18 protein-coding genes, 1 tRNA gene and 3 pseudogenes are annotated in these 21,357 nt (G+C 64.7%); 13 read left to right on the plus strand and 9 right to left on the minus strand.

What is annotated here, in order from left to right; all coding sequences use genetic code 11:
* Window positions 1-18: 18 nt before the first annotated feature.
* Both pta and ACMGGG_RS01755 read right to left on the minus strand, forming a co-directional pair.
* The gene (gene pta / locus ACMGGG_RS01750) at window positions 19-2,109 is read right to left on the minus strand and encodes a phosphate acetyltransferase (protein ID WP_414154762.1); all 2,091 of its coding nucleotides are present in this window, start codon (window positions 2,107-2,109) and stop codon (window positions 19-21) included.
* Between the two features lie 31 nt (window positions 2,110-2,140).
* Complete coding sequence (locus tag ACMGGG_RS01755; RefSeq protein WP_054895124.1) at window positions 2,141-2,443, minus strand: DUF3565 domain-containing protein; 303 nt, start codon at window positions 2,441-2,443, stop codon at window positions 2,141-2,143.
* Between ACMGGG_RS01755 and ACMGGG_RS01760 the strand changes: the two genes are divergently transcribed.
* The 3 genes from ACMGGG_RS01760 to ACMGGG_RS01770 all read left to right on the plus strand — a co-directional run bounded on the left by ACMGGG_RS01760 (window position 2,442) and on the right by ACMGGG_RS01770 (window position 4,812).
* Entirely contained in the window at window positions 2,442-2,927 is a 486-nt protein-coding gene (locus ACMGGG_RS01760; protein WP_054925639.1) for an FKBP-type peptidyl-prolyl cis-trans isomerase, read from the plus strand. The two genes, ACMGGG_RS01755 and ACMGGG_RS01760, sit on opposite strands and share 2 nt — an antisense overlap.
* 142 nt (window positions 2,928-3,069) lie before the next feature.
* Window positions 3,070-3,552 (plus strand): glutathione peroxidase, encoded by a 483-nt coding sequence (locus ACMGGG_RS01765; RefSeq protein WP_054895208.1) that lies wholly within the window; start codon window positions 3,070-3,072, stop codon window positions 3,550-3,552.
* A 156-nt stretch (window positions 3,553-3,708) separates the two neighbouring features.
* Window positions 3,709-4,812 (plus strand): NADH:flavin oxidoreductase, encoded by a 1,104-nt coding sequence (locus ACMGGG_RS01770; RefSeq protein WP_063542838.1) that lies wholly within the window; start codon window positions 3,709-3,711, stop codon window positions 4,810-4,812.
* On the opposite strand, the gene ACMGGG_RS01775 is transcribed toward ACMGGG_RS01770, so the two are convergent.
* Window positions 4,781-5,995 (minus strand): glycosyltransferase family 4 protein, encoded by a 1,215-nt coding sequence (locus ACMGGG_RS01775; protein ID WP_054895210.1) that lies wholly within the window; start codon window positions 5,993-5,995, stop codon window positions 4,781-4,783. The two genes, ACMGGG_RS01770 and ACMGGG_RS01775, sit on opposite strands and share 32 nt — an antisense overlap.
* Window positions 5,996-6,264: 269 nt before the next feature.
* On the opposite strand from ACMGGG_RS01775, the pseudogene ACMGGG_RS01780 reads away from it, so the two are divergent.
* Both ACMGGG_RS01780 and ACMGGG_RS01785 read left to right on the plus strand, forming a co-directional pair.
* Window positions 6,265-6,897: pseudogene (locus tag ACMGGG_RS01780) on the plus strand (PAS domain-containing protein); the annotation flags it as partial.
* A gap of 159 nt (window positions 6,898-7,056) precedes the next feature.
* A pseudogene (locus tag ACMGGG_RS01785) lies at window positions 7,057-7,491 on the plus strand (methyl-accepting chemotaxis protein); the annotation flags it as partial.
* 175 nt (window positions 7,492-7,666) lie between these two features.
* Here ACMGGG_RS01785 and cysZ read toward each other — a convergent pair.
* Window positions 7,667-8,395: a sulfate transporter CysZ gene (gene cysZ / locus ACMGGG_RS01790; RefSeq protein WP_054895212.1), complete on the minus strand. Its 729-nt coding sequence runs from the start codon at window positions 8,393-8,395 to the stop codon at window positions 7,667-7,669.
* A 362-nt stretch (window positions 8,396-8,757) separates the two neighbouring features.
* Here cysZ and trxB point away from each other — a divergent pair, with 362 nt between their 5' ends.
* On the plus strand, window positions 8,758-9,720 hold the full coding sequence (gene trxB / locus ACMGGG_RS01795; RefSeq protein WP_054895213.1) for a thioredoxin-disulfide reductase: 963 nt from the start codon (window positions 8,758-8,760) through the stop codon (window positions 9,718-9,720).
* A gap of 153 nt (window positions 9,721-9,873) precedes the next feature.
* Here the strand turns inward: trxB and nadC are convergent, their stop codons facing one another.
* A complete protein-coding gene (gene nadC, locus ACMGGG_RS01800) occupies window positions 9,874-10,722 on the minus strand; it encodes a carboxylating nicotinate-nucleotide diphosphorylase (protein WP_414154763.1) in 849 nt (282 codons plus the stop codon).
* A 217-nt stretch (window positions 10,723-10,939) separates the two neighbouring features.
* Here nadC and ACMGGG_RS01805 point away from each other — a divergent pair, with 217 nt between their 5' ends.
* The 5 genes and pseudogenes from ACMGGG_RS01805 (at window position 10,940) to ACMGGG_RS01825 (ending at window position 16,699) form a co-directional block, all read left to right on the plus strand.
* The gene (locus tag ACMGGG_RS01805; protein WP_414154764.1) at window positions 10,940-13,090 is read left to right on the plus strand and encodes a DUF1631 domain-containing protein; all 2,151 of its coding nucleotides are present in this window, start codon (window positions 10,940-10,942) and stop codon (window positions 13,088-13,090) included.
* A gap of 83 nt (window positions 13,091-13,173) precedes the next feature.
* Window positions 13,174-13,734, plus strand: coding sequence for a 1,6-anhydro-N-acetylmuramyl-L-alanine amidase AmpD (gene ampD, locus ACMGGG_RS01810; RefSeq protein ID WP_414154765.1), 561 nt, complete (start codon window positions 13,174-13,176; stop codon window positions 13,732-13,734).
* The gene (gene ampE, locus ACMGGG_RS01815) at window positions 13,731-14,561 is read left to right on the plus strand and encodes a regulatory signaling modulator protein AmpE (RefSeq protein WP_414154766.1); all 831 of its coding nucleotides are present in this window, start codon (window positions 13,731-13,733) and stop codon (window positions 14,559-14,561) included. Before ampD ends, ampE begins: the two co-directional genes overlap by 4 nt.
* Window positions 14,562-15,637: 1,076 nt before the next feature.
* Window positions 15,638-15,841 (plus strand): annotated as a pseudogene (locus ACMGGG_RS01820) (HAMP domain-containing protein); the annotation flags it as partial.
* Between the two features lie 153 nt (window positions 15,842-15,994).
* Window positions 15,995-16,699: a methyl-accepting chemotaxis protein gene (locus tag ACMGGG_RS01825; protein ID WP_371264442.1), complete on the plus strand. Its 705-nt coding sequence runs from the start codon at window positions 15,995-15,997 to the stop codon at window positions 16,697-16,699.
* Window positions 16,700-16,710: 11 nt separating this feature from the next.
* Here ACMGGG_RS01825 and ACMGGG_RS01830 read toward each other — a convergent pair whose 3' ends face one another.
* Window positions 16,711-17,868, minus strand: a complete 1,158-nt coding sequence (locus ACMGGG_RS01830; protein WP_414154767.1) for a hypothetical protein — start codon at window positions 17,866-17,868, stop codon at window positions 16,711-16,713.
* Between the two features lie 65 nt (window positions 17,869-17,933).
* On the opposite strand from ACMGGG_RS01830, the gene ACMGGG_RS01835 reads away from it, so the two are divergent.
* Window positions 17,934-18,518, plus strand: coding sequence for a D-Ala-D-Ala carboxypeptidase family metallohydrolase (locus ACMGGG_RS01835; RefSeq protein WP_204360749.1), 585 nt, complete (start codon window positions 17,934-17,936; stop codon window positions 18,516-18,518).
* Here the strand turns inward: ACMGGG_RS01835 and ACMGGG_RS01840 are convergent.
* Window positions 18,458-19,375: a LysR substrate-binding domain-containing protein gene (locus tag ACMGGG_RS01840; protein ID WP_112897313.1), complete on the minus strand. Its 918-nt coding sequence runs from the start codon at window positions 19,373-19,375 to the stop codon at window positions 18,458-18,460. The genes ACMGGG_RS01835 and ACMGGG_RS01840 overlap by 61 nt on opposite strands.
* Before the next feature lie 172 nt (window positions 19,376-19,547).
* Between ACMGGG_RS01840 and ACMGGG_RS01845 the strand changes: the two genes are divergently transcribed.
* Complete coding sequence (locus tag ACMGGG_RS01845; protein WP_414154768.1) at window positions 19,548-20,165, plus strand: LysE family translocator; 618 nt, start codon at window positions 19,548-19,550, stop codon at window positions 20,163-20,165.
* Between the two features lie 58 nt (window positions 20,166-20,223).
* Here ACMGGG_RS01845 and ACMGGG_RS01850 read toward each other — a convergent pair.
* Window positions 20,224-20,300 (minus strand) — tRNA-Met (locus ACMGGG_RS01850).
* Window positions 20,301-20,394: 94 nt separating this feature from the next.
* Window positions 20,395-21,327 carry a FecR family protein gene (locus tag ACMGGG_RS01855; RefSeq protein ID WP_414154769.1) on the minus strand — a complete coding sequence of 311 codons (933 nt, stop codon included), beginning with the start codon at window positions 21,325-21,327 and terminating at the stop codon, window positions 20,395-20,397.
* Window positions 21,328-21,357: the final 30 nt, after the last annotated feature.

A 21,357-nucleotide genomic window follows, 5' to 3' on the forward strand; every position in this document is an offset into this window, starting at 1 on the left:
CTTGTCCCGCGATGCGTTTCAGCGCACGTGACTGGCCTGGATCGCCGTCAACGCGATGGTGTGCACGATATCGTCCACCTGCGCACCGCGCGGCAAGTCGTTCACTGGCTTGCGCAGCCCCTGCAGCATCGGCCCAAGGCTTACGCAGTCGGCACTGCGTTGCACCGCCTTGTGCGTGGTGTTGCCAGTGTTCAGGTCCGGGAACACGAACACCGTGGCGCGGCCCGCAACCTGGCTGTGCGGTGCCAACTGCCGGGCAATCTCCGGATTGGCTGCGGCGTCGTACTGCAACGGCCCGTCGATCAGCAGGCCATGTTCCGCCTGCTGCGCCAGGCGCGTGGCTTCGCGCACCTTCTCCACTTCCTCGTCACTGGCCGCCGAGTCGCTCGAATAACTGAGCATCGCCACGCGCGGTGCAATCCCGAAGGCCTGCGCCGATTCGGCGCTTTGCCGTGCGATCTCCGCCAGCTCCACGGCGCTGGGGTGCGGGTTCATGATGCAGTCGCCGTACACCAGCACCTGCTCGGGGAACAGCATGAAAAATACCGACGACACCAGGCTGCAGTCCGGCGCGGTCTTGATCAGTTGCAGGGCCGGGCGGATGGTATTGGCGGTGGAGTGCACCAGCCCTGAAACCAGGCCGTCGACTTCATCCAGTGCCAGCATCATGGTGCCGATCACCACCGGATCCTCCAACTGCTGCTCGGCCATCGGGGCGTTGAGGTTGCGGCTCTTGCGCAGCTCGACCATCGGCTCGACGTAGCGTGCGCGAATCAGCTCGGGGTCGAGGATTTCCAGGTCGGCCGGCAGGGTAATGCCCTGGGCGCGGGCCACCGCCTCGACTTCCTCGGGCTTGGCCAGCAACACGCAGCGCGCGATGCCGCGCGCCTGGCAGATGGCGGCAGCCTGCACCAGCAACGGTTCGGCGCCCTCGGGCAGGACGATGCGCTTGTTGGCCTGCTGCGCGCGCTGGATCAGCTGGTAGCGGAACACCGCTGGCGACAGGCGCATCTCTCGCGGCGTGCCACAACGCTGGTGCAACCAGTGGGCGTCGAGGTGGCTGGCGACGAAGTCGGTGATGAACTCGGCACGCTCGCGGTCGTCCACCGGGATCTCGCGGTTCAGCGAGTTGAGCTGGTTGGCGGTGTCGTACGAGCCGGTGCTCACCGAAAGGATCGGCAGGCCGGCCTGCAGGGCGCCGCGGCACAGTTCGAGGATGCGCGGGTCAGGCTTGCTGTCGCTGGTCAGCAGCAGCCCGGCCAGTGGAACGCCGTTGATCGCTGCCAGGCTCACGGCGAGGATGATGTCGTCGCGATCCCCGGGCGTCACCACCAGGGTGCCCGGCTTGAGCAACGGCACGGTGTTGGCCACGGTGCGTGCGCAGATGATGATCTTGTTCATCCGCCGCTGTTCGTAGTCGCCGGCATTGAGTACCTGGGCGCCGAGCAACTCGGCCACATCGCGGGTGCGCGGGGCGTTGAGATCGGCCAGGTAGGGGATGCAGCCGAGCAGGCGGAAGTCGTTGCCGCGCAGCAGTGGCGAATGCTCGCGCAGGCGCGTGGCGAAATCGGCCATGCTTTCGTCGGTACGGACCTTGTTGAGAATGACGCCGAGCACCTTCGGATCACGCGGGCCACCGAACAGCTGGGCCTGCAACTCGACGCGCCCGGACAGCTCGCTGAGCACCTCGTTCTCCGGTGCCGAGACCAGGATCACCTCGGCATCCAGGCTCTTGGCCAGGTGCAGGTTGACCCGCGCCGCGTAGCTGGCAAGACGGGTCGGCACCATGCCCTCGACCACCACCACGTCGTTGCCGACGCAGGCTTGCTGGTACAGGCGGATGATTTCTTCGAGCAGTTCGTCGAGTTGGCCATCGCCCAGCATGCGCTCGACCTGGGCCAGGCTCAGCGGCGTGGGTGGCTTGATGCCGTGGGTGCGCGCGACCAGCTCGCTGGAGCGCTCGGGGCCGGTATCGCCGGGATGCGGCTGGGCGATTGGCTTGAAGAAACCCACCTTCAGGCCGCCGCGCTCAAGGGCGCGTACCAGGCCGAGGCTGATGGATGTCAGGCCGACACCAAAGTCGGTCGGCGCGATGAAAAATGTCTGCATGCGTGCTTCTCGGAATAAGCGGTGCAAGGAATCAACGGCCAAGGGTAGCGCTATCGGCCCCGTTCGCGCACCAGCCGCAGGCAAAAGCCTGGCCGATGCGCCGGGTGCGCTCGTGCGCATCCAGCACCCAGGGGCGCGCCTGCCACGGCGGCTGGTGGCGCAGGTGCTGGGTATGACCGCAGGACAGCTCGACCACCCAATGGCCTTCCTCGTCCTGGTGAAAGCCGATGATCCGACTGATGGGCCGTTCGCCAGCCGCCGCGCGTTCGCAATCGGGCGAGGCCTTGGTTACACTTGTGCGCTCTACATTCTTTTGCAAAAGGTCTTGCCCCATGCTGATCGCCGCCAACAAGGCAGTCTCCATCGACTATACCCTGACCAACGACGCCGGGGAGACCATCGACAGCTCCGCCGGTGGCGCGCCACTGGTCTACCTGCACGGTGCCGCCAACATCATCCCGGGCCTGGAAAAAGCCCTGGAAGGCAAGCAGGCCGGTGACGAACTGACCGTTGCCATCGAGCCGGAAGACGCCTATGGCGAGTACCTGGCCGAGCTGGTCAGCACCCTGAACCGCAGCATGTTCGAAGGTGTCGACCAACTGGAAGTCGGCATGCAGTTCCATGCTTCGGCGCCGGACGGCCAGATGCAGATCGTCACCATCCGCGACATCGACGGCGACGACGTGACCGTCGACGGCAACCACCCGCTGGCAGGTCAGCGCCTGAACTTCCAGGTCAAGGTGGTCAACGTGCGTGACGCCAGCGAAGAAGAAATCGCTCACCGTCACATCCACGGTGAAGGTGGCCATCACCACTGATTTCTCAGCTAAGCTCTGAGAGTCGTCAGGCGCTCGAGCAAGCCGACCTACCCCCACGGGCGGGTGCACGGCTTGGTCGCGCGCCTTTTTAGTGGGCGCAATTCGCCCCAGCGGCAACCGGCAATCTGAGAGGGGAATCAAGATGAGTGCATTTCACGATCTGACGCTCAAGGCGCTGAACGGCCAGGACCTGCCGCTGGCACCATTCAAGGGCCAGGTGGTGCTGGTGGTCAATGTCGCATCCAAGTGCGGCCTGACGCCTCAGTACGCGTCGCTCGAAAAGCTGCACCAGCAGTTCAAGGGCCAGGGCTTCAGCGTGCTCGGCCTGCCGTGCAACCAGTTTGCCGGCCAGGAACCGGGCACTGAAGACGAGATCCAGAAGTTCTGCAGCCTGAACTATGGCGTCAGCTTCCCCTTGAGCGCCAAGCTCGAGGTCAACGGGCCTGAGCGTCATTCGCTGTACCGCCTGCTGGCTGGCGAGGGTGCGGAGTTCCCTGGCGATATCACCTGGAATTTCGAGAAGTTCCTGGTGGGCAAGGACGGCCGCGTCCTGGCGAGGTTCGCGCCACGCACTGCGCCGGACGATCCGGCGGTGGTTCAGGCGGTTGAGAAGGCGCTGGCCTGAAGCATGCTGGAGCGGCGAACCGCCGCTCGGTTCTCCCTCTGGCGCAGTAACAAGCTGCGCCATATCCTGTTCAATCACTCAAATCAATAATGCTGTGCCCGCCATTCGGCTGGCTCTAAGCTCAGGCGCATTTCCTTACCTCATCGGGAGCGCCGCATGTCCAGCAACCCACTGTTTCAGCCCTTCACCCTGGGCACCCTCGAGTTGCCGACCCGTGTGGTCATGGCGCCGATGACCCGCACCTTCTGCCCTGGCGGCGTACCGCACAAGGGCGTCATTGAGTACTACCGCCGCCGCGCTGCGGCTGGCGTGGGCCTGGTCATCACCGAGGGCACCACGGTCGATCACAAGGCTGCCAACGGTTATCCGAATGTGCCGCGCTTCCATGGCGAAGATGCCTTGGCTGGCTGGAAAAAGGTGGTCGAGGCCGTACACGCCGAAGGCGGGCGCATCGTTCCGCAGCTGTGGCATGTGGGCAGCGTTCGTCGCTTGGGTACCGAGCCGGACGCCAGCGTGCCGGGCTACGGTCCGAGCGGTAAAAGCAAGGATGGCCAGGTGGTGGTCCATGAAATGACCCACGACGACATCCGCGAGGTCATTGCCGCCTTTGCACAAGCTGCCCGCGATGCCAAGGCCATCGGTATGGATGGCGTCGAGATCCACGGCGCGCATGGCTACCTGATCGACCAGTTCTTCTGGGCCACCAGCAACCAGCGCAGTGACGAATACGGCGGCGATCTGGCGCAACGCTCGCGCTTCGCCATCGAGCTGGTCCAGGCCGTGCGTGCTGCGGTGGGGCCGGATTTCCCGATCATCTTCCGCTTCTCCCAATGGAAGCAGCAGGACTACAGCGCGCGCCTGGTCGAAACGCCCGAGGCATTGGCAGCCTTCCTGCAGCCGCTGGCCGACGCCGGTGTGGATATCTTCCACTGCTCCACCCGCCGTTTCTGGGAGCCGGAGTTCGACGGCTCGCCGCTGAACCTGGCCGGTTGGACCCGCAAGCTCACCGGCAAGCCGACCATCACCGTTGGCAGCGTTGGTCTGGATGGCGAGTTCCTGCAGTTCATGGTCGACACCGACAAGGTGGCCAAGCCGGCCAGCCTGGAGGGCCTGCTGCAGCGCTTGGGCGATGAGGAGTTCGACCTGGTGGCGGTCGGTCGTGCGTTGCTGGTGGATGCCCAGTGGGCGCAGAAAGTTCGCGAGGGGCGTGAGGAAGAGATTCTGCCGTTCAGCCGCGAGGCGCTGTCGAGCCTGACTTGATCGTCAGCGGCGTGGCCGCGCGCTTACCCTGGGCGGCGGTCTGCCGACAGGCGCTGTACAAATGCGCCTCGAATTCTTCGACGATCGCTTGCCAGCCCTGGCGGCTGGCGTGCTGGCGGGCATTGAGGCGCACCCTGCGCAGGGTCTCGGTGTCTTCGAGCAGCCAGCACGCGGCGTCGATGAACGCGGGTTGATCCCCCGGCATGGCCAGCGCGCCGCTGTGTCCGTGGCGAATATGCTGGGCGGCGGCGGCCTCGTCGTACGCCACTACCGCAAGGCCCGAGGCCAGTGCTTCGAGCACCACGTTGCCGAAGGTTTCGGTGAGGCTGGGGAACAGGAACAGGTCGCCGCAGGCGTAATGTTCGGCCAGGGCTTCGCCGCGTTGCACGCCACAGAACACCGCATCGGGGAACTGCTGCTGCATCTGGTTGCGCAGTGGCCCATCCCCGACAACGACCAGGCGCAGGCGTCGCTGTGGATAGCTCTTGTGCAGCGCCTGCATGCAAGGCAACAGCAGGGCGAGGTTCTTCTCCGCCGCCAGGCGTCCGACGTGCAACACCGCGATGTCATCCGGGCCAAGGCCCCACTGCTCACGCAGCGCCTGGTTGCGCCGTGCCGGGTTGAAGAGTTGCGCATCCACGCCACGCGCCATCAATGCCAGGCGTTCGAAACCACGTCGCTCCAGCTCCAGACGCTGGCTGGCGCTGGGTACCAGGGTGGTCGCGGTGCGGCGATGGAACCAGCGCAGGTAGTGGGTGAGCAGGCGTGCCAGCAGGCCCAGGCCGTACTGGCCGGAATACTGCGGGAAATTGGTGTGGAAACCGCTGACCACGGCAATTCCCAGGCGTCGTGCCGCGCGCAGGGCACTGAGCCCGAGCGGGCCTTCGGTGGCAATGTACAGCACATCCGGGCGCAACCGACGCCAGCGTCGCCACAGTTTGTGCATCGATACCTCACCCCATTGCAGACCGGGATATCCAGGCAGTGGCCAACCGCGACAGAGCAGCAGCGTGTCGTCGCTATTGCCCGGTGCATCGCTGGCCTGGCGTGGGCGCACCACTTCCACTTGATGCCCGCGCACGCGCAAGCCTTCACTGAGGCGGCCAAGGGTATTGGCCACACCATTGATCTCCGGTGGGAAGGTTTCGCTGACGAGGGTGATGCGTAGAGGCGGCGTATTCATGTCAAAAAGTTTCCGCCTGCTTGGTTGCCGTTATGTGACATGAAAATGATCCCCTGGTGACGTGTGTTTTCCAGGTTTGTCTGTCACTCGAATATTTCCTCGTCGGGTCCTCAAGAACCACCTGTCCTCAGCCGATGCAGAAGCATTCGACGGGTGGATTGCGCTCCGGGAGAGCGGTGATGTTCAACAGCAAACTGAAAAAAGAAATCCAGCAATTGCGCGAGGAACTGCAATCCATCGAGCAGGTGAAAAACAGCCTCGATAGCGAAATGCTCGTGCTGCAACTCGATCCCCAGGGGCGCATCGAGTCCGCCAATGCCAATTTCGAAAAAGAAATGCTCTACAGCAGCGATCGTCTGATCGGCCGCAACATCGAAGAGATCGTCCCGGAGCACGTGAAGAAGCTGGATTTCTGCCTGCGCATGAAGGCTGCAATCGCCCGTGGCGAGCACCTCAACGGCGCGTTCCGCCTGCTGCGGGGCAATGGCGAAGAAGCCTGGCTGCGCTCGATCCTGCAACCGGTCAAAGGTGTCGACGGGCGGATCAAGTACTTCACCCTGCACTCGAGCGACCTGACCCGCACCATCGAGACCTCCCGCGAGCATGAAAGCCTGATCAAGGCGCTGATGCGCTCCACGGCCGTGATCGAGTTCAACCTTGACGGGCAGGTGCTAACCGCCAACGACCGCTTCCTGCACACCATGGGCTACAGCCTGGAGCAGGTGCGCGGCAAGCATCACCGCATGTTCTGCGACCCTGAGGAAACCAGCTCGGCAGGTTACCAGCAGTTCTGGGAGAAGTTGCGCCGCGGAGAATACGTGGCCGAGCGCTTCAAGCGCATTGATTCACATGGCCGAGTCGTCTGGCTGGAGGCTTCGTACAACCCGATCATTGATGCCCATGACGTGCTCTACAAGGTGGTGAAGTTCGCCACGGTGATCACTGACCAGGTCAATCAGGAAATCGCCGTGGCCCAGGCCGCCGATATCGCCTACAGCACCTCGCAGGACACCGACGCCAGCGCCCGCAAGGCCACCGACGTGGTCACCCAGACGGTCGAGGTGATGCGTGGCCTGGAAAGTTCGATGCAGGAGGCGGCCGAGGGCATCCAGGCGCTGGACAAGCAGTCCAAGGTGATCGGCTCGATCATCAAGACCATCAGCGACATTGCCGGGCAGACCAACCTGCTGGCGCTCAATGCCGCGATCGAAGCCGCCCGTGCCGGCGAACAGGGCAGGGGCTTCGCAGTGGTTGCCGACGAAGTGCGCCAGCTCGCCTCGCGTACCAGCAGTGCCACCGAGGAGATTGCCCGGGTGGTGCAGCAGAACGAGCAACTGGCCCAGGCGGCGGTGGACATCATCGACACCAGCAAGCGCCAGGCCGAGCAGGGCCTGACGCTGGCCGGGGAAACCGGCAGCGTGATCGTCGAGATCCAGGACGGGGCGAAGAAGGTGGTCAATGCGGTGGGGCAGTTCTCCAGCCAGTTGAGTCACTGACTGACGGGCGGTGCCTTGCGCTGCCCTTTCCCTTCAGGTCTTACCCTACAAGCAACTGTCTTGTTCAAAATCCAAGGCCAGCCCAATTCCTGTGGGAGCGGGCTGGTCCCGCGATCACCGGCATGGCCGGTGCCATCCAACGGGATCTCAGTTTCGGCACAAGAGCCCGGATGCCTCAGTTGCGCTCCCGCACCCAGAACAACGTAGCCCCCGCCACCGCCGCCGGCATCATCAGCACGTTCACCCCCGGGATCAGCAGCGCCAGGTAAGTGATCCCGCCAAAGCCCAGCGACTGCCAGCGCTTGCTGCGCAGCCAGGCGAGCATGTCCTGCCAGCTCATCTTGTTGTTGTCGGCCGGGTAGTCGATGTACTGGATAGCCATCATCCAGATACCGAACACCAGCCATAGCGGTGCAGCCACCACGTTCACCACCGGAATGAACGACAGGATGAACAGGCCGATGGCGCGCGGCAGGAAGTAGCCGAGCTTGCGCATCTCGCGGCTGAAGGTGCGCGGCACCATCGCGGCCAGTTCGCCCCAGCTGAACGCCGGGAAGGTGTCTTCACCGCGCACCACCACCTCGACCTTCTCCGCGAGAAAACCGTTGAACGGCGCGGCGATGATGTTGGCGAACAGGGTGAAGGTGAAGAACACCATCAGCACCACCAGGGCGACGAACAGTGGCCACAGAATGTAGGTGAGAAAGCTCAGCCAGTTGGGCAGGGTCGGCATCAGCGCATCGACCCACAGGCTGAACTGGTGGCCGGCGAAATAGATCAGACCGCCAAACAGCAGCACGTTGACTGCCAGCGGCAACAGCACGAACAACCGCAGGTTCGGGCTCAGGACCAGCTTCAGGCCCTCGCGCAGGTACTGGGGGCCGGACAGGACGGGGGCTTGCATCGGGATGCTCCACAGAAGGAAAACGGGCTGACCTTACCGAGTTTGCGGCGCCGACGAAAGGCGCGACACCGGCTGTAACAAAGCATAGGGACAATCGCAGATCGGATTCGTCCCTGGATAGAGCCTGTCTATAAGGTGGATTGTCGAAGGATATTTCCTTAATCTTTGCCACCTCGCTACAGTGCGTTCAATTTCTGAACGCCGTGAAACGCCGCGAGCCCTCAGTGGAAGGTGGCCCCCAGGTTTTCGGACCTGTGCGTTGTAGCCTTCCCCAAGTGCTGCGCAGGTCCTTTTTATTTTCCAGCCGGCGTCGCCGGCACACCGGTGTCGGCCTCATGTGGCCGGCTCGACAGGAGCACGACATGTCCGAAGTTCGTCATTCCCGGGTCATCATCCTCGGTTCCGGCCCTGCCGGTTACAGCGCCGCGGTCTACGCTGCCCGTGCCAACCTCAAGCCGCTGCTGATCACCGGCCTGCAGGCTGGCGGCCAGCTGACCACCACGACCGAAGTCGACAACTGGCCGGGCGACCCCCATGGCCTGACCGGCCCGGCACTGATGCAGCGCATGCAGGAACACGCCGAGCGCTTCGAGACCGAGATCGTCTTCGACCACATCAATGCCGTCGACCTGGCCAGCAAGCCGTTCACCCTGACCGGCGACAGCGGCACCTACACCTGCGATGCGCTGATCGTCGCCACCGGTGCCAGCGCCCGTTACCTGGGCCTGCCGTCGGAAGAAGCGTTCATGGGCAAGGGCGTGTCGGCCTGCGCCACCTGCGACGGTTTCTTCTACCGCAACAAGCCGGTTGCCGTGGTCGGTGGTGGCAACACCGCTGTGGAAGAGGCGCTGTACCTGGCCAACATCGCCAGCAAGGTGACCCTGGTGCACCGTCGCGATACCTTCCGCGCCGAGAAGATCCTGATCGACAAGCTCAATGCCCGTGTCGCCGAAGGCAAGATCGAGCTCAAGCTCAACGCCACCCTGGACGAAGTGCTGGGTGACAACATGGGCGTGACCGGTGCGCGCCTGAAGAACAACGATGGCAGCAGCGACGAGATCAAGGTCGACGGCGTGTTCATCGCCATCGGCCATACCCCGAACACCTCGCTGTTCGAAGGCCAGCTGACCTTGAAAGACGGCTACCTGGTGGTCAACGGCGGCCGTGAAGGCAATGCCACTGCCACCAACGTCGAAGGTGTGTTCGCTGCCGGTGACGTGGCCGACCACGTCTACCGCCAGGCCATCACCTCGGCCGGTGCCGGCTGCATGGCAGCACTGGACGTCGAGCGCTACCTGGACGGCCTGGCCAACGCCTCGTTCTGAGTCGCCGCCTGATCACGAAAGAACCGGCCCTTTGGCCGGTTCTTTCGTTTCAGCCTGCCACCGCCGCACTGCGAAACGCCGCGAGCGACGGCCCGCTCAGCCGCCTAGGCATTGCTGAAAGCGCAAGCATTGGTCGGCTGACGCGCAGCGGGATCAGAGGCTCAGGCGCATCGACAGGTCGATGGCCTTCACATCCTTGGTCATTGCGCCGATGGAGATGTAGTCCACACCGGTTTCGGCGATGACCCGCAGAGTGGTTTCGTTGACCCCGCCGCTGGCTTCGAGCTTGGCCTTCCCTGCGGTGATGCGCACCGCTTCGCGCATCTCGTCGAGGGTCAGTTCGTCGAGCATGACGATATCTGCACCAGCCGCCAGGGCCTGGCGCAGTTCGTCCAGGCTTTCCACTTCGATTTCCACCGGCTTGCCCGGCGCGATGCGGTGCGCGGCGGCGACGGCTTCGGCCACGCCGCCGCTGGCAGCGATGTGGTTTTCTTTGATCAGGAAGGCGTCATACAGGCCGATGCGGTGATTGTGGCAACCCCCGCAGGTGACCGCGTACTTCTGCGCAAGACGCAGGCCCGGCAGGGTCTTGCGGGTATCGAGCAAGCGCACCTGGGTGCCCTCGATCAGGTCGGCGAGAAAGCGTGCGCGGGTGGCCACGCCCGACAGCATCTGCAGGAAGTTCAATGCCGAGCGCTCGCCGGTGAGCAGCGAACGGGCCGGGCCTTCGAGGTGGAACAGCACCTGGTTGGCGGTGGCGCGTTCGCCATCGGCCACCTGCCAGTGCACGGCCACCCGCGGGTCGAGCTGGCGGAACACGGCATCGACCCAGGCGGTGCCAGCGATCACGCAGTCTTCGCGGGTGATGATGGTGGCCTTGGCCAGGCGCTCGGCCGGAATCAGCTGGGCGGTGATGTCGCCGCTGCCGACGTCTTCCAGCAGTGCGCGGCGCACGTTGGATTCGATTTCGGCGGTGAGATCGGCGAGACGTAGGTTCGGCATGGTCGGCTCCACAAGCTAGGTGCCGGCGATTATAGGGCAGGGGGGCGCGGTTTACAGCCGTCGACCCTGCAGTCGGGAAGTGTGCGTCCGGTCGCGTCTTGTAAATGGCGTGTTGGCAGCTGTCATCTTTTTCACTGATAATGGCGCCTTGTATTTGGCGTCATAGCTTTGACGATGTTTCCTCGCCAGTCGACCAATACCCTGCAAGGAGTTCGGGATGCATGAAGAAGGCAAGATGGGGCCCTTGGTGGCCGCCATCGACAGAGGGGTGCGCACGCCCTTGCCTTGCCTTCCCGTCGTGCTCCTGCAAGTACGTGACAAAGCGGCACTGCACTTGCGCCAAGGGCTGCGTGCCCTGTTCGACAACGCTGACGACACGCTCTTCGAAATGGCTGACAAGGCTTGCGCGGGCGATCAGCAACATCTCTATTTCGAAGCCATGCGCGACTTGCGTCTCAAGCGCAAGAGCATCGAACGTGCCTTTCTCGACATCTTCCATGAAACCTTCAGCCGCATCGGCCAGGCCGACCCGTTGGGCGCGCTGGGCACTATCGACCTGCCCGTCGGCAAGGCCCAGCGCGAGCGAACCCTGGCGGTCGGTGCCATGGTCGAGCGCGTGCTGGCGCGCGACGTCTTTGCCCTCGAGCAACTCGGCCAGCGCTTTGCCGCCCTGCTCGAAATCCCCCTCGATGTGCGGTGCAATCCGCTGGGGCCTGCATGCCTGTGTGGCTACTTTCTGGACGCCGGACGCAGCCTGGGGGTAGACCTCAAGGTCAAGCTGGTCCTGCTCAAGCTGTTCGAGCGCTATGTGCTGCGCGACGTCGACCTGCTCTATGGCGAGGCCAACCAGTTGCTGGCCGCGGCGGGCGTGCTGGGCGAACTTGCCCCCGCTCCGCGTCGGCGTGCCGAGGACCGCGGCCTGGCCGCACGACGCACCCCGGCCTCGTTGATCGCGGGTGAAGACATAGGTGCGGACAGCGCCGGCCAGGCTTATTTCGCCTCGCTGGAAGGCTTGCTGGCACCGGTACGTGGCAGGCTGGCGCCGCGCTTGCAGAGTGTCTCGGCGGCGCAGCCGATCGGTAGCGCCGACCTGTTGCGCTTGCTCACTCACCTGCAGCATTACGTGCCCGGGCCGTTCGAGGCCGACGATTTCGACCTCGGCCAGCAGCTCGAACAACTGTTGCTGCGGGTCAGCGTTCGCAGTGGCACGCGCCGCCGCCTGGCCACTGCCGACGAAGACATGATCAACCTGGTCGACCTGCTGTTCGACCACATCCAGCGCGACGATAACCTGCCCCCGCCCCTGCGCGCCCTGCTTGGACGCTTGCACATCCCGCTGCTCAAGGTCGCCTTGCTCGACAAGAGCCTGTTCAGCCGTGCCAGTCATCCAGCGCGCCGCCTGCTCAACGAGATCGCTGCCATGGCCATCGGTTGGGAAGGGGCAGGTGAAGGGTTGCAGGCGCGGGTGGAGCGTATCGTCTTGCGGCTGCTCAGCGATTTCACCGACGATGCTCGGCTATTCGCCGAGGTGCTCGACGAGTTCCTGCTCTTCAGCACCGAAGAGCGTCGGCGCAACGAGCTGCTGGAGCAGCGCACCCGCGATGCCGAGGAGGGGCGGGCGCGGACGTTGCAGGCACGTCAGCAGGTCCAGCAGGCGCTCAACCAACGCCTGCGCGGGCGCGTATTGCCGCGGGTGGTGGTGCAGATGCTGGTGGACTCTTGGAGCCAGGTGCTGCTGCTCGCCTGGCTCAAGCAGGGCGAGGCGTCCGCGGCCTGGATCGATGGCCTGGCGACCATGGACGCGCTGCTTGCCAGCATCGCACCGCACCCGGGGCCGCAAGCGCGCCAGGCCCTGCTCGAACAGGTGCCGGGGCTGCTCAAGGCGTTGCGCGATGGGCTGGCGGGGGTGGCACTGGATTCGGCTGCGCTGCGCGAGTTCTTCCTGCAACTGGAGCGTCTGCACCTGCGCGCCTGTGCCGAGCCCGGCCAATGGCAGGACGAGGCTGATGATGTGCGGGTGGAGACGGATATCGTCCTTGCCGTCGCCGAGGAGTCGGCAGGTGGCCGGGCGCCGGTCCTGGACGAGCACAGCCCGCAATTGCGCCAGGTCCAGCGCCTGCGCCTGGGCACCTGGATCGAGCTCAGCGACGATGACGAGCCGCTGCGCTGCAAGCTGGTGGCGCGTATCGACAGCAGTGATCGGCTGGTCTTCGCCAACCGTACCGGCATGAAGGTGCGTGAGTGGAACAGCATCGGCCTGGCCCTTGCCCTGCATCGTGGCGAGGCACGGGTGCTGGACGACGGGCTGCTGTTCGAGCGCGCCCTCGATGCGGTGCTCGACAGCCTGCGCATTGCCCAGGCACGTTGAGGTACCCACAATCATTTACATGCAAGCGCGCTGTCGGCGGGGCATACTGAAGCCTCGTATCCGGCGTTTTTCAGGATCTGCCCATGCATTTGGACCGCGCCACTGGCTGGTTCTCCGGTGTCACCCACTGCCCCTCGCCGAACTTCAACGCCCGCCCCGAAGGCGAGGCGATTTCCCTGCTGGTGATCCACAACATCAGCCTGCCGCCAGCCTGTTTCGGTACGGGCAAGGTTCAGCAGTTCTTCCAGAACCGGCTTGACCCGGCAGAGCATCCCTACTTCGAAAGCATCCAGCACCTGACCGTGTCGGCGCACCTGTTCGTCGAGCGCGATGGTGCGGTCACCCAGTTCGTGTCGTTGCTCGACCGCGCCTGGCATGCCGGGGTGTCGTGCTTCGACGGGCGTGAGGGATGCAACGACTTTTCCATCGGCATCGAGCTCGAAGGCACCGACGATATGCCCTACACCGATGCCCAGTACACCGCCCTGCAACAGCTGACGCGGCAGATCCGCAGCCTCTGGCCTGCGATCAGCCCCGAACGCATCAAGGGTCACGACGATATCGCGCCGGGACGCAAGACCGATCCCGGGCCAGCTTTCGACTGGCCCCGCTACCGCGCCGCGCTGAACGAGGACAAGGCATGAGTTTCCTGGTGTTGGTACTGGTGTTGTGGGTCGAGCAGTTCTCGTCCCTGCGCCATCGCTTGCAGCGTGACGGGTTCTTCCTCGGTGAGTTGGTGCGTCTGGAGCGCAGCAGCAAGGTACACCCCTGGTGGAGCCTGACGATCCTGGTGCTGGCACCGGTGCTGGTGCTGGCGTTGCTGCTGCATGTGTTGCAGCCGGTGGCCTACGGCTTGCTGGCGCTGCCAGTGCACCTGCTGGTGCTGATCTACAGCCTTGGGCGCGGAGATGCCAAGGCGGCGCTCGGCCCGTTCCGCGACGCCTGGCGTCGGGGTGATGAACAGGCGGCGCTGCATGTGGCCGAGCGCGACCTGGGCCTGGCTGCAGACGATCCGCGTGACCTGCTGGCGCGGGTGCAGGGCAACCTGGTATGGCAGGCGTACCAGAGCTTCTTTGCCGTGATCTTCTGGTATTTCCTGCTCGGCCCGGCCGCAGCACTGGGGTATCGCTTGCTGGCGCTGAGTGCAGCAAACAGCCATCAACCAGCGCTCAAGGAGCGCGCGGCGCAGCTGCGCCATGCCATGGACTGGTTGCCGGTGCGGGTGTTGGCATTGAGCTTCGCGCTGGTCGGCAACTTCGTTTCGGTGGCCCGGGTGATGCTGCACGAAGTGCTCAACTGGCACATCAGCGCGGGGCAGTTGATCGCCCGCGTCGGGCGGGTGGCCGATGACATTCCCGAGGAAGAAGAGGCGCAGAGTGCGCTGGCGCGCCTGGACAGCCTGTGGGAACTGCTGCTGCGCAGCGCGGTGCTGTGGTACGCGGTGTTTGCGCTGTGGACGGTGCTGCTCTGAACTGAACGCCGAAGCCGCTTAACCTTAAGTTACAAACCTTGGATTGATTCTGCGCTATACAAAGCCTCGGCCAGTTATGGCCTTGTGCTACCCCGCAGAACAATAAAAATCCAAGGAGGTGACCCATGAAGCGCCTGCTCCATCCGGCCATCGCGTTGATGAACCGGCTGAGCTTCGGCATGAAGTTCAGCCTGATCAGCGTCCTGTTCTTCCTGCCCATGCTGGTCACCAGCTTCTATCTGGTTCGCGATGCCTATCGCCAGTTCCATGTCACAGGCGTCGAGCTGAGCGGCCTTGGCCCTGTGGCTGGCAGCCTGGCCCTGCGTGGCGACCTCGAAAGCCTGGGCAATCTCCTGCAGATCAACGCCGTGCTCGGCCAGTCGGGCCAGGCCGGGGATGTCGAAGCGCGTATCGATGCCCTCGAAGACAAGGTCCAGGCCCAGCTCCAGGCCCTGGCGAGCCAGGATCCGCAACTCGAAGCCAAGCGCGTCGAGCTGGCCGACGCCTTCGCCAAGGCTCGCGGCGAAACCTCCCTGCAAAACAAGACCGCGCTGTTCGACAAGCTGCTGGCCCAGGCCCAGGTGCTGGGCAAGCTGGTGGCCAGCCAGGCGGGCTTGAGCCAGGACAATCAGGCGTCGGTACGCCAGTTGAGCGACCTGATCGGTGCCAGCACCGCCCAGGTCACCCAGATGCTCGGCGAAGGACGGGCCATCGGCGCTGTTGCCCTGGGGCGCGGTTTCATCGATTCGGCGGGGAGTGCGCGGTTCGAAGACTTGCTGCAACGCCTGGAGCGTCTGTCGGCCGACTACGCCCTGCGTGTGGAGGATGCGCTGGCTGCCGATGCCCAGGCCAAGGCCAGCCTCGGTGCGCAGGCCCAGGCCAGCCAGGCGACGGTGCGCCGGGCTGCGGCGCTGTTCGAGGACCAGGTCGTGGTGGCCGAGACCCTCGATGCGCCCTGGCCTGCCTTCTACGAGCAGGTCAGTGCCCTGATGGGCGAAACCTACCGCCTCAACGATGCAGTGATCGCCCACCTGCAGCAGCAGTTGCAGGCACGCCTGGGCGAGCACCGCCTGCACATGCTGGCGCTGGTCGCGGCGCTGGCCATCGTATTTCTGTCGATCCTCTACCTCTACAGCGGCTTCTATGTGTCGACCCGGCGTACCCTTGGCAATCTCGGTGCGGCCATGGACAGGGTGGCCGGTGGCGACATGACGGTCAGCTTCGAGGTGCGCAGCCAGGATGAGCTGGGCGAGTTGGGCCAGGGTTTCAACGAGACCGTGCGGCGCATCCGGGGGCTGATCGAGCAGGTGGGGCGTACCGTGGCGACCGTCGAGGAGCAGGCCGGGCAGGTGCTTTCGGTGTCGACACGCAGCAACCAGGCCGTGAGTGGCCAGCGCGAACAGATCGAGCAGGTGGCCACGGCGATGAACCAGATGAGCGCCACCGCCCTAGAGGTGGCCCGCAGCGCGGCGCTGGCCGCCGATGGCGCGCAGCAGGTCAACCGCGAGAGTGCCAACGGGCGCAGCCTGGTGGCGCACCAGCAGGACAGCATTGCTCGCCTGGCCGGCGAGATCGACCAGACGGTGGTTGCGGTCAACCAGCTGGTCGGCGACAGCCAGGCCATCGGCCGGGTGCTGGAAGTGATCCGCAGCATTGCCGAGCAGACCAACCTGCTGGCACTGAACGCAGCCATCGAGGCGGCGCGTGCGGGCGAGCAGGGCAGGGGCTTTGCGGTAGTTGCCGATGAAGTACGTACCCTGGCACGCCGCACCCAGGACTCCACCGAGGAGATCGCGCAGATGATCCAGCGCCTGCAGGAAGGGGTTGGTGCTGCCGTGCGAGCCATGGGCAGCAGCCACCAGATGGCGGCGGGGACCGTGGATGAAGCGCGGCAGGTGCAGCAGGCACTTGCCAATATCCTGGGCGCGGTGGGCGGCATCGTCGAGCAGAACCAGCAGATCGCCGCGGCCGTCGAGCAACAAACGGCCGTGGCCCATGACATCGACCAGAACATCGTGGCGATCAACCGCGCGGCGCAGGACACCACGCAGGGTGCCTGCCAGACGGAGGACGCCAGCCGCGCGCTGTCGAGCCAGGTGGTGGAGCTGAAGCGGCTGATCGGGGCCTTTAGAGTCTAGATGGCCCCCTGTCAGCCCTGCGGCGCTGTGATCTCCACGGGTTTGCGCAGGTCCCTCAGGCTGCGGGTCACGGTGCCGGTGTTGCACTTGGCCGCCGCCTGCTCCGGGGTCATGTCGCGGAGGGTGCGGTAGAACAGTTCGCAGGTCTGTTTTTTCTGGGTCACCTGCCACTTGGTCGAGCAGGCCTCCAGTGTCAGCTTGGCGTCCGCCTGCGGGTTGCGGCCCATGCCGGCCTGCCAGCAGGCGGCGGTGAGGTCCTGGCCCATCATCTTCAGGCCTGCGGCGTCCGCCTTGTCCTGATCCCCGCCGGTGTTGTTCTTGTCGGCCGCATACCAGATCGCACTCGGGTGGTTGGCGCCCAGCACCGGCACTTGGGTACCTGCTTCAGGGCTGATGCTGACCAGCCCCAGCACATTGACCTTCGGCCCGTACTGCTGCTGGATCCAGCTGCGCACCGGTGCGCCGAAAGCCACCATCGGCAGGGGCTTGGCGTCGTGGCGCAGGGTCATCTCCTTGACCATGCGCGTCTGATAGTCGGTGAAGTAGCTGTAGGTGCCTTCCAGGTCCTTGCCGGCGCTGGCGGGCGCAGCGATCGGGGCGATGTCGACGATGGTCTGGTACGCCGGGGTCTGACTGGCCTCTACACCGTTGAAGGTCAGCAGCTGTGCCCAGCGATCGGTGGTGTTGGAGCGCAGGTAGTCCTGGGCCTGGGTCAGCGAATAATCCGGCGGGAAGTGCAGCAGCTCGATGCTGCGGCGATTTTCCAGGGCCATGCCCAGTGGCAGGAACAGGTACCAGTCGTAGGCCCACTTGCCATCGTTGTTCAGACGGGTAGCGCCTTGGTAGGCCAGTTCGCCGCTGTCGAGTAGCTTGCGCAACGGCTCGGCATAGCTGGCTGGAACGTCGCTGATATGGGCATGCAGCCTGTCGTTGTCGCGACGCACCTGCACCTGGGCGTCGGCATAGCCGTCGCGGCGTACGCTCTGGGTCAGGTAGTGCTCGACGGTCTGCTCCAGCGTCCAGTCGCGAAAGCAGATCACGTGGCAGTTGTTGGGGAAGGCGAACAAGCGGGTGACCCGTTGCGCATCGCCCAGGTCGATCTGTGCATCCGCCAGTGCCAGGCCGCTGAAGGCGAGGGCGGCCAGGCCCGATACAGCCATCTTTTGCATGCTTAACTCCTTGTCAGTGGCCGCCAGGGTCGGCGGGCTGCTCATACTGGATGAAGAGGTGGGGGATGAAAAGCGTCGGAACATGGCTGTTGGCGACGTCGCTTCTGGCGATGACAGGGGTCTGCGCCGATGAGCGTGATGTGCGGATGTTTGCGCATTGGGCGGGCGACCACGAGACCCGCGCGTTTCGCCAGATGCTGGTGGATGCGCGGCTGTACGGGGTGGTGCCGATCCATCAGTTGCTGCGTTCGGCATCGGACTGGCGTCTGTGCCGCGCCTCGCCGTTCGCCGTGGCGCCGAGCGCGCAATGGCCGGCCGTGCGCTCGACCCTGGGACTGATCCGCACCCTCGAGCAGCAGGGCATCCTGCGCCAGTTCGAGGTGGTGTCCGCCTACCGCGAGCCCAAGCTCAACGCCTGTGCCGGGGGCGCGGTGGGCAGCGCCCATACCCGCGCCTTCGCTGTCGACCTGTTGCTGCCCGACTGGGCCGACCCCAATCCGCTGTGCGCCTTCTGGCAGCAGCAGGGGCAGGCCTGGAACATGGGGCTGGGGCGCTATCCCTCAGGCCGTATCCATCTCGATACCGCGGGCTATCGCACCTGGGGTGGCGATGGCAGCGCAGGTTCGTCGTTCTGCGCCAGGCCCAGGTGATCGAGGCTGCCCTGGCAATGGCGCAAGACCCATTCGGCGAAGCGCTGGCGCTTGCTGTCGTCGTCCAGGGGCTGGGGGCTGAGCAGATGATAAGCCGAGCCGTCGCGCAGAAACCCGTAGGGCGCCTGCAACTGGCCGCTGCGTAGTTCATCGCCAACCATCAGTGCCGAGGCGATGGCCATGCCCAGCCCGGCACTGGCGGCCTGGATCGACAGATAGAAATGCTCGTAGTCGCTGCGTTCTGTGCCGGTGGCGCTGTGGCCGCTCAGGCTCAGCCAGGTGTTCCAGGCTGTGGTGCGGGTGTGGCTGTGCAGCAGGCGCTGGCCGTCGAGCGTGGCGGGCGCGCCCGCGCGGGCGACAGGGCCGATCCATTCCTCGCAGATCTTCAGGCTGTGCAGTTGGCGATCCCAGCGGAAGTCGTCTCGGCGCAACGCCAGGTCGATACCGCCGCGGGTGAAGTCGACCGGGCCGCCCGCGGCCACCAGGTGCAGTTGCAGGTCCGGGTGGTGGGCATGGAAGTCCGGCAGGCGCGGGATCAGCCAGCGCATGGCGAGGGTGGGCTCGCACGACAGCACCAGGACGTTGTCCTGTGCGTGTTCCTGCAGGCGCTGCACCGTGCTGGCGAGCTGTTCGAAAATCGTCTGGGTGGTGTCGAACAGGGTTCGCCCGGCGGCGGTGAGGAAGACCGCGCGATTGCGGCGCTCGAACAGTTCGATCCCCAGGCCCTCTTCGAGCAGCCGGACCTGGCGGCTGACCGCGCCATGGGTGACGTGCAGTTGCTCGGCGGCGCGCACGAAGCTTTCGCTGCGCGCAGCGCTGTCGAAGTAGCGCAGGGCGGTGAGGTGGGGGAGCTTCATGGGGCGTCCGCTGTCTGTTCTGGGCTGCAGTGGCGGCAAGACGCCATGCGCGATAAAAGATAGGTGATGAAAACTAGCAGATAGAGTAGCGGCAAAATCGATTTTTTCCCGCACCAGAGCCTTCGATAATCGTGCTTCCTGTGTACTGACGTCACCTATCGAGGCTTCTCGCATGACCGAACTGATCGCCGTTGCCCTGTTCACCCTCCTGGCTGTCATCAGCCCCGGCGCGGACTTCGCCATGGTCACCCGCAGCAGTTATGCACAAGGTCGTCGAGCTGGGCTGGCGGCAGCTTTGGGGATCGCCCTGGGGGTTCAGGTGCACGTGCTGTACACATTGTTCGGCGTCGCTGTGCTCATCAGCCGCAGCCCGACGTTGTTCGTGCTGATGAAGACGCTGGGGGTGGGGTATCTGGTCTATCTGGGATACCGGTCGCTGACCAATACCCAACGCATCCGTCTCGACAGCCAGGAGCCGGTCAGTGCGGCGGGCACATTCGCGGCCCTGCGCACGGGGTTTCTCACCAACGCACTGAACCCCAAGACCATGCTGTTCGTGATCAGCGCCTACACGCAGGTGGTAAAGCCGGGCAGCGAACTGGCGATAAACCTGGGCTATGGTGCCTTCATGTCGTTGGCCCATTGGGCGTGGTTCAGCCTGGTGGCGGTGTTTTTCTCCAGCGCCGGGCTGCGCAGGGCGATGATCGAACGGCAGATCGTGGTGGATCGGGTGATCGGAGTGGCATTGATTGGCCTGGGGGTGGCCGTCGCCATGGCGGGCATACGCTGAAGGGGATTCTCTAGGGCAAAGAAAAAGGGCTTACCTTGCGGTAAGCCCTTTTCGTATTTGGTGGCTACACAGGGACTTGAACCCCGGACCCCAGCATTATGAATGCTATGCTCTAACCAACTGAGCTATGTAGCCAATGGCGCGCATTATTCTCTTGTGATGACCCTCTGTCAACACTCATTTCAAAAAAAATCTGCACGCTTTCAAAAACTTAGCCGGAAGGCCCGCTTCAGCGGACGATCAGCCACTGCCCGAGCAGGTTGTTGACCCGCAGTTGTTGGGCGGCGGCGAGGCTGTCGAGGGTTTCGCCTGCGCGGTCGAGGTTGAAATCACCGCTGATGCGCCGGTAAGCGGTTTGCTCGTCCATCATCCACACCCGCTGCCCTTGGTAGCTGGCAAGCCGCTCCAGCACCTGCTGCAAGGGCATGTCCCGGGCGGCCAGTTGCCCGTTGCGCCAGGCATCGGCAGTCTTGATATCGGCCTTTTCCACCGCGTCGATACGCACCGGGTTGAACCTGACCCGCTCGCCCGCCGACACCATGCGCTGGTCGCCGCCCTGGCTGACCATAGCCTTGCCGCTGAGCACCACCAGTTCGTCGTAGTCGCTGTTGCGAGCGATCATCAGGCGGGTGCCGAACACCTGGATCCGCGCATCGTCCACCTGCACTTCCAGCGCGCGCCCATCGAGCATCACTTCAAGGTACACCTGGCCCTGCACCAACTGCAGTTGGCGGGTGCGGCTGCGCAGGTCGACGTTCATGGCGCTGGCGCTGTCCAGATGCAGGGTCGAACCGTCCGCCAGGCGCAGGCTGCGGCGCTCGCCCGCAGCGGTGTGCAGCTCGCTGCCCAGGCGCTGCATCAACGGCCAGTAGAGGTAGGCCAACGCGGCCAGCAGCAACAGGAACAACGCCCCCAGCGCTTTGCCCCGGTGACTGCGACGTACCGCCACCTCCCGTGGCCGCAGCCGCGCAGGAGGGCTCTGCAATTGTTGCCAGCGGCTTTCCAGCGCCGCAAAAGCGCGGGCATTGTCCGGATCCTGGCACCACAGGGCGAAGGCCTTGCGCTGCCGCTCATCACCGCCCGGCTGACGCAGGCGGGCGAACCATTCCAGTGCTTCGCGTTGGGGATCGTGATCGAACTGCACGGCGGGCATCGGGTTCATGGGATCGGTCTGCTCGCGAGAAGGGCGGTT

It is taken from the genome of Pseudomonas sp. BNK-44-b, assembly GCF_047456245.1.
In the GTDB taxonomy this organism is placed as follows: domain Bacteria; phylum Pseudomonadota; class Gammaproteobacteria; order Pseudomonadales; family Pseudomonadaceae; genus Aquipseudomonas; species Aquipseudomonas machongensis.

What these genes read in the sequence shown, in the direction of transcription:
- nadC (WP_414154763.1), bottom strand. Translation starts at nt 10,722, where the DNA reads ATGCCGAACCTACGTCTCGCCGATCTCACCGCCGAAATCGAATCCAAC.
- ACMGGG_RS01755 (WP_054895124.1), bottom strand. Translation starts at nt 2,443, where the DNA reads ATGGGGCAAGACCTTTTGCAAAAGAATGTAGAGCGCACAAGTGTAACC.
- ACMGGG_RS01760 (WP_054925639.1), top strand. Translation starts at nt 2,442, where the DNA reads ATGCTGATCGCCGCCAACAAGGCAGTCTCCATCGACTATACCCTGACC.
- ampE (WP_414154766.1), top strand. Translation starts at nt 13,731, where the DNA reads ATGAGTTTCCTGGTGTTGGTACTGGTGTTGTGGGTCGAGCAGTTCTCG.
- ACMGGG_RS01775 (WP_054895210.1), bottom strand. Translation starts at nt 5,995, where the DNA reads ATGAATACGCCGCCTCTACGCATCACCCTCGTCAGCGAAACCTTCCCA.
- ACMGGG_RS01855 (WP_414154769.1), bottom strand. Translation starts at nt 21,327, where the DNA reads ATGAACCCGATGCCCGCCGTGCAGTTCGATCACGATCCCCAACGCGAA.
- ACMGGG_RS01805 (WP_414154764.1), top strand. Translation starts at nt 10,940, where the DNA reads ATGCATGAAGAAGGCAAGATGGGGCCCTTGGTGGCCGCCATCGACAGA.
- ampD (WP_414154765.1), top strand. Translation starts at nt 13,174, where the DNA reads ATGCATTTGGACCGCGCCACTGGCTGGTTCTCCGGTGTCACCCACTGC.
- ACMGGG_RS01835 (WP_204360749.1), top strand. Translation starts at nt 17,934, where the DNA reads ATGAAAAGCGTCGGAACATGGCTGTTGGCGACGTCGCTTCTGGCGATG.
- trxB (WP_054895213.1), top strand. Translation starts at nt 8,758, where the DNA reads ATGTCCGAAGTTCGTCATTCCCGGGTCATCATCCTCGGTTCCGGCCCT.
- ACMGGG_RS01845 (WP_414154768.1), top strand. Translation starts at nt 19,548, where the DNA reads ATGACCGAACTGATCGCCGTTGCCCTGTTCACCCTCCTGGCTGTCATC.
- cysZ (WP_054895212.1), bottom strand. Translation starts at nt 8,395, where the DNA reads ATGCAAGCCCCCGTCCTGTCCGGCCCCCAGTACCTGCGCGAGGGCCTG.
- pta (WP_414154762.1), bottom strand. Translation starts at nt 2,109, where the DNA reads ATGCAGACATTTTTCATCGCGCCGACCGACTTTGGTGTCGGCCTGACA.
- ACMGGG_RS01830 (WP_414154767.1), bottom strand. Translation starts at nt 17,868, where the DNA reads ATGCAAAAGATGGCTGTATCGGGCCTGGCCGCCCTCGCCTTCAGCGGC.
- ACMGGG_RS01840 (WP_112897313.1), bottom strand. Translation starts at nt 19,375, where the DNA reads ATGAAGCTCCCCCACCTCACCGCCCTGCGCTACTTCGACAGCGCTGCG.
- ACMGGG_RS01765 (WP_054895208.1), top strand. Translation starts at nt 3,070, where the DNA reads ATGAGTGCATTTCACGATCTGACGCTCAAGGCGCTGAACGGCCAGGAC.
- ACMGGG_RS01825 (WP_371264442.1), top strand. Translation starts at nt 15,995, where the DNA reads ATGAGCGCCACCGCCCTAGAGGTGGCCCGCAGCGCGGCGCTGGCCGCC.
- ACMGGG_RS01770 (WP_063542838.1), top strand. Translation starts at nt 3,709, where the DNA reads ATGTCCAGCAACCCACTGTTTCAGCCCTTCACCCTGGGCACCCTCGAG.